The sequence below is a fragment of the Roseicyclus sp. genome, from assembly GCF_052168335.1.
Lineage (GTDB): Bacteria > Pseudomonadota > Alphaproteobacteria > Rhodobacterales > Rhodobacteraceae > Roseibacterium.
On record NZ_JBQLZP010000053.1, the window covers coordinates 1 to 5,883 of the forward strand.

A 5,883-nucleotide genomic window follows, 5' to 3' on the forward strand; every position below is an offset into this window, starting at 1 on the left:
ATTCCGCGGGCACCGGCGCGGGCCTGCCCCGCGTCGCCGTGAAGATGACGAAGGCCGCCGCCATCAGGCAGGCCGACAGGAGGAACGGCGCGCCCGGCATCCAGACCGGCCCGCCCTCGCGCGTCGCCCAGAAGAAGGCCTGCGTCATCATCAGCGGCGACAGGATCATCGACAGCGCCGAGATGGACGACAGCACGCCCTGAAGCTCGCCCTGCTGGTCGGCCCCTGCGGCGCGGGACATCACCCCCTGCATCGCGGGCGCCACCACCGCGCCCATGGCCGAGAGCGGCACCATCAGCCAGACCATCCAGCCTTGCGTGATCAGCCCGTAGGCCACGAGGCAGAAAGTGTTGAAGATCAGCCCCCAGAACACCGCGCGCCCCTCGCCGAGCGTGGCGAGGATCGGCCGGATCAGCCCCGCCTGCACCACGGCGATCGAGACGCCGTAGGCCGCGAGCGACAGGCCCACCATGCGCGCGTCCCAGCCGAAGGCTTCCTGCGTGTAGTAGGCCCAGACCGCCGGGTAGACGAAGTTCGACACCTGGTAGGCCAGCATCACCGCCAGAAGCGGGCGCACGCCCGGCAGCGCGCCGATCTGCATCAGCGCGCCCGCGGGGTTCGCGCGGCGGATGTCGAAGGGGCGGCGGCGCTCCTCCGGCAGCGACTCGGGCAGGACGAACCAGCCGAAGGCGAAGTTGCAGGCCGCGAGGATCGCCGCCGCCACGAAGGGCGCGCGCGGGTCGAGCCCGCCGAGAAGACCGCCCAGGAGCGGCCCGAGGATGAAGCCGATCCCGAAGCCCGCCGAGATCAGGCCGAAGTTCTGCGCCCGCTTGCCCGGTTCGGTGACGTCCGCCATGAAGGCCAGCGCCGTGGAATGCGTCGCCGCCGCCACGCCCGCCACGAGCCGCCCCGCGAGCAGCAGCCAGATCGACCCGGCGAGCGACATGACGACGTAATCCGCCGCCATCACCGCCATCGAGACGAGCAGCACCGGCCGCCGCCCGAAGCGGTCCGAGAGCGAGCCGATGGTGGGCGAGAAGCCGAACTGCATCACCGCGTAGGCCGCCGACAGGATGCCGCCCCAGAGCGCCGCGTCCGAGATCGAGACGCCCCGGACCTCGGCGATGAGGTCCGGCATCACCGGCAGGATCAGCCCGATGCCCATGGCGTCGAGCGTGACCGTCACCATGATGAAGACGACGGGGAGTCGGTTTCGCGAAAGATGCATCGGGGCCCGCGGCGGATCGAAGATGTGTCAATCTAGATTGACACTCGCAAGTTTACAATCTCCGATTTCAGCCTTGCGCCGAAATGGCCGCGGCCTTCTCCCGCGCGGCGCTGGCGAAGGCGCGCGCCTCGGCCGGCGCGGTGCCGAGGACGGTGGGCGGGGCGAGGCCGGGCAGGGCGGCGTCGGGGCGCGCCCCGGCCACCAGATCGGGCAGGGGGCGCCGCGTCGCGCGCGCCTCCTCCGCCAGCGTCTTCACCAGCGCTTGCGCCTCGGCGCGCGGCATGACGGCGGCGAGCGCGAAGGACAGCGCCTCGGCGTGGATCAGGCCGAGCGGGTCCTCCGCCCGCGCCGCCATCGCCTCCGTCCGCACCTCGAGCGTGCCGACGACCTCCGCCAGCACCGCCACCGCCTTCGCGGCGCCCGCCACCAGCGGTCCGAGGGTTAGCCATTCGGCGAACCATGCCGCGCCGTCCCGCGCCTCGGCATGGAGGCCCGCGCCCTGGAGGACCGCCGCCTGCGCCGGCGCCACGCGGGCCAGCGCAACGAGGACGGAGGGCGCCACCGGGTTCTGCTTCTGCGGCATGGTCGAGGAGGCGCCCGCGCCGGGCAGGGCGATCTCGCCCACCTCCGAGCGCGCGAGGAGCGTCAGGTCGCCCCCCGCCTTGCCGCAGGCGACCGTCAGGTCGGCGAGCCAGCCCGCGATCTCCCCAATGCGGTCGCGGCTCGCGTGCCAGCTCGCGCCCGGATCGGCGAGCCCCAGCGCCCGCGCCACCTCGGCCCGCAGCGCCTCCGGCTCCGGCCCCAGCATCGAGGCGGTTCCCGCCGCTCCGGAGAGCGAGACGCAGAGGCAGCGCCCGCGCAGCGGGCCCAGCCGGTCGTGCAGCCGCAGGAGCGGTCCGCCCCAGCCCGCGACCATGGCCCCGAAGCTCGACGGCGTCGCCACCTGCCCGTAGGTCCGCGCGGCCTGGACCGTCCCGGCATGGCTCTCGGCGAGGTTCGCGAGCGCCCGCAGCGCCGCGCCCATCCGCGTCTCGATCAGCATCAGCGCCTGGCGCATCCGCAGCATGAGGCCGGTGTCCTGGATGTCCTGGCTCGTCGCGCCCCGGTGGAGATACTGCGCGTGCTCCGGCGCATCGAGCGACGCCCGCAGCGCCGCGACCAGCCCCGGCACCGTCACGCCGTTCCGCCCCGTCGCCTGCGCCAGCCCCGCGGGATCGACCTGCGCCTCCATCATCGCGCGATGGAGGAAGCGCCCGCTCACCTCGGGGATGACGCCTTGCGCGCCTTGCGCCCTGGCCAGCGCGCCGAGGACCAGCATCATCGCCCGCACCTCCGCCGTGTCGGAGAACAGGCGCGCGAGTTCCGCGTCGCCGAAGAGATCGCGGTAGAGCGCGCTGTCGAAGGGCGAGACGCTCACGCGGCCTCCTCGGGAAGGTGGCCGATGTCGCGGAGAAACCGCATCAGGATCGCCGCGAACTCGTCCGGCTTCTCGACGCAGGGCAGGTGCCCCGCGCCCCGGATCAGGTCGTAGCGCGCGCCGGGGATCAGCGTCGCGAGTTCCTGCACGAGGTCGGGCGGGGTGGAACCGTCGGCGTCGCCCGCGATCACCTGCGCGGGCAGGCGCAGCGCGCCCGTCGTCGCGTAGAAGTCGGTCCCCGCGATGGCGTGGGAGCATCCGGCATAGCCCGCGGCGGGCGTCGTCTCGACCATCCGCCGCCAGGGGCTGACCGCCGCGCTCTCGCGGAAGGGCCTGGAGAACCAGCGCTGCATGATCGCGTCCGACATCCCCTCGAGCCCGACGCTAGCGACCTGGGCGATCCGCTCCTCCCACAGCGCGCGGGTGCCGATCTTGGGCGCCGTGTTGGACAGGACCACCGCCCGCACCAGGTCGAGCCGCTTGGCCGCCAGACCTTGCGCGATCATGCCGCCGATGGAGAGGCCGACGAAGACCACCTCCTTCAGACCGTAGGCCTCGATCAGGCGCTCGGCGTCGTGGATCAGCTTGCCCATCTGGTAGGGCGCGGGCGGGCAGGTCGAGAGGCCGTGGCCGCGCTTGTCGTAACGCAGGATGTGCAGCCCCTTCGGCAGCCGCGCCACCACGTCGTCCCAGAGCCTCAGGTCGGTGCCGAGCGAGTTCGAGAACACGACCGGCGGGCCGCCCCGCGTGCCGTCCTCCTTCACGTGCAGCGTCACGTCGTCGAATGCGATGCAGTCCATGGCGTCCTCCTCGTCCCTGTCCGTTTTCGGCCAGATCGCGCCGCGCCGCAACCGGTGGCGCGGGGTCGCGCGCGGCGTGCGGAGTGGCGGAAACGCACTTGCGACCGGGCGGGGCGCGGCCCACTCTGCCCGGAAAACGCGACAGGGGAGGGACAGGTGCCGAGCGAGATCCGCGCCGCCGTATGCCACGAGTTCAACGCGCCGCTCTCGGTCGAGACGGTGCTCCTGCGCGAGCCGGGGCCGGGCGAGGTCGAGGTGACGCTCGAGGCCGTGGCGATCTGCCATTCCGACATCTCCTACATGGAGGGCGCCTGGGGCGGAGCCCTGCCCGCGGTCTACGGTCACGAGGCGGCGGGGCGGGTCACGGCGCTGGGGCCCGGGGTGGAGGGGGTCGGGATGGGCGAACGGGTCATCGCGACGCTGATCCGCGCCTGCGGCGCCTGCCCCTCCTGCGCCAGCGCGATGCCGGTCTACTGTTCGGGCAACGCGCCCCTGCCGCCGGAACTGTCCTTCCCCGATGGCCGCGCGCTGTCGAAGGGCCTCAAGTGCGGCGCCTTCGCCGAGAAGATCGTGGTCCATGCGAGCCAGGTGGCGGCGGTGGGCGAGGAGGTGCCCGCCACCAGCGCCTGCCTGCTGGCCTGCGGCGTGCCGACGGGCCTCGGCGCGGTGGTGAACACCGCGCGCGTGAGGCCGGGGCAATCGGTCGTCGTGATCGGCTGCGGCGGCGTGGGCCTCAACGCGGTGCAGGGGGCGCGCCTGTCCGGCGCGGCGCGGATCGTCGCGATGGACCTCTCGGAGGCGAAGCTGGAGGACGCGCGCGCCTTCGGGGCGACGGACGCGCTCCTCGCGACGGAGGAGAAGCCCTGGCGCGCGGTCAAGGCCATGACGGGCGGGCGCGGGGCGGACCACGTCTTCGTCTCGGTGGGCGCGATCCCGGCCTACGACATGGCGCCGCGGCTCCTCGGCCCCGGCGGCACGCTCCACGCCGTCGGCATGCCCCATTCCGGCGCGACCTCGGCCTGGGAGCCGGTGATCCTCGCCGCCACGGGGCAGGGGATGCGCGGCAGCCTCATGGGCGAGGTCGTGCTCGCCCGCGACGTGCCCTGGATGGTCGACCTCTACGCGCAGGGGCGGCTCGAGCTCGACGCGCTGGTGTCGCGGACCTGGCGCCTCGAGGAGATCAACGCGGCCATCGACGACACGCGGGCGGGGCGCGCGCGGCGCAACGTCATCGTCTTCTGACAGGGGAACGCCCATGCGCCTCAAGGACCTCGAGATCTTCGCCGTCGCCCCGCCGCCGCCGGGCTGGGGCGGCCGCTACTGGCACATCCTGCGGCTGACCACCGACGACGGGATCACCGGCCTCGGCGAGGTCTACGCAAGCGCGGTCGGCGTCGCGGCCATGCGCGCGGTGATCGAGGACGTCTTCGCCCGCCACATGGAGGGCGAGAGCGCCGAGAACGTGGAGCTGATGTTCCGCCGCGCCTATTCCTCGGGCTTCACCCAGCGGCCCGATCCCACGGTGATGGGCGCCTTCTCGGGGCTCGAGATGGCGTGCTGGGACATCCTCGGCAAGGCGCGCGACCGGCCCGTCTGGGCGCTTCTGGGGGGGCGGATGAACGCCGAGGTCCGGGCCTATACCTACCTCTACCCCGAGCCGCACCAGGACGCGCGGCGCTTCTGGGTCGACCCCGACATGGCGGCGGAGGCGGCGGCCGAGCGCGTGGCCGAGGGCTGGACGGCGGTGAAGTTCGATCCCGCCGGGCCCTACACGATCCGGGGCGGGCACATGCCCGCGCGCTCGGACATCGCGCTGTCCGCCGCCTTCTGCGGCGCGATCCGTGGGGCGGTGGGCGACCGGGCCGACCTGCTCTTCGGGACGCACGGGCAGTTCGTGCCCGGCGGCGCGATCCGGCTGGCGAAGGCGATCGAGCCGCACGATCCCTTGTGGTTCGAGGAGCCGGTGCCGCCCGACGACTTCCCCGCGCTCGCCGCCGTGGCGGCCGCGACCTCGATCCCGGTGGCCTGCGGCGAGCGGCTGACGACGAAGGCCGAGTTCGCGCAGGCGCTGGCGCACGGGGTCCGCATCCTCCAGCCGGCGCTCGGGCGTGCGGGCGGCATCTGGGAGGGGAGGAAGATCGCGGTCCTGGCCGAGGCCGCGGGGGCGCAGCTCGCCCCCCATCTCTACGCCGGGCCGGTCGAATGGGCCGCGAACGTGCATCTTGCGGTGAGCTGCCCCAACACGCTGATGGTCGAGGCGATCGAGACGCCGTTCCACGCGGCGCTGGTGCGCGGTCGGCCGCGCGTCGAGGGCGGCTTCGTCGCCGCGCCCGAGGCGCCCGGCCTCGGCATCGAGCTCGACGAGGCGGTGGCGGCGGCGCATCCCGTGACGGCGGACCGGCTGCATCTGGAGATGCAGGAGGCGCCCTGCGACTGGA

5 protein-coding genes are annotated in these 5,883 nt (G+C 73.6%); 2 read left to right on the top strand and 3 right to left on the bottom strand.

Annotation, left to right across the window (positions count from 1 at the left end; genetic code table 11):
• The 3 genes from ACTS11_RS01820 to pcaD form a co-directional block, all read right to left on the bottom strand.
• On the bottom strand, positions 1-1,189 hold a 1,189-nt coding region (locus ACTS11_RS01820), incomplete at its 3' end, for a TCR/Tet family MFS transporter (RefSeq protein ID WP_442638646.1).
• A 106-nt stretch (positions 1,190-1,295) separates the two neighbouring features.
• Positions 1,296-2,645 carry a lyase family protein gene (locus ACTS11_RS01825; RefSeq protein ID WP_442638647.1) on the bottom strand — a complete coding sequence of 450 codons (1,350 nt, stop codon included), beginning with the start codon at positions 2,643-2,645 and terminating at the stop codon, positions 1,296-1,298.
• Positions 2,642-3,445 carry a 3-oxoadipate enol-lactonase gene (gene pcaD, locus ACTS11_RS01830; protein WP_442638648.1) on the bottom strand — a complete coding sequence of 268 codons (804 nt, stop codon included), beginning with the start codon at positions 3,443-3,445 and terminating at the stop codon, positions 2,642-2,644. The genes ACTS11_RS01825 and pcaD overlap by 4 nt, the downstream gene beginning before the upstream one ends.
• 156 nt (positions 3,446-3,601) lie before the next feature.
• On the opposite strand from pcaD, the gene ACTS11_RS01835 reads away from it, so the two are divergent.
• Positions 3,602-4,687, top strand: a complete 1,086-nt coding sequence (locus ACTS11_RS01835; protein ID WP_442638649.1) for a zinc-binding dehydrogenase — start codon at positions 3,602-3,604, stop codon at positions 4,685-4,687.
• A 13-nt stretch (positions 4,688-4,700) separates the two neighbouring features.
• The coding region (locus ACTS11_RS01840) for a mandelate racemase/muconate lactonizing enzyme family protein (protein ID WP_442638650.1) at positions 4,701-5,883 on the top strand (1,183 nt) is incomplete at its 3' end.

Coding starts and splice junctions, on each gene's coding strand:
- pcaD (WP_442638648.1), bottom strand. CDS start 3,445: ATGGACTGCATCGCATTCGACGACGTGACGCTGCACGTGAAGGAGGAC.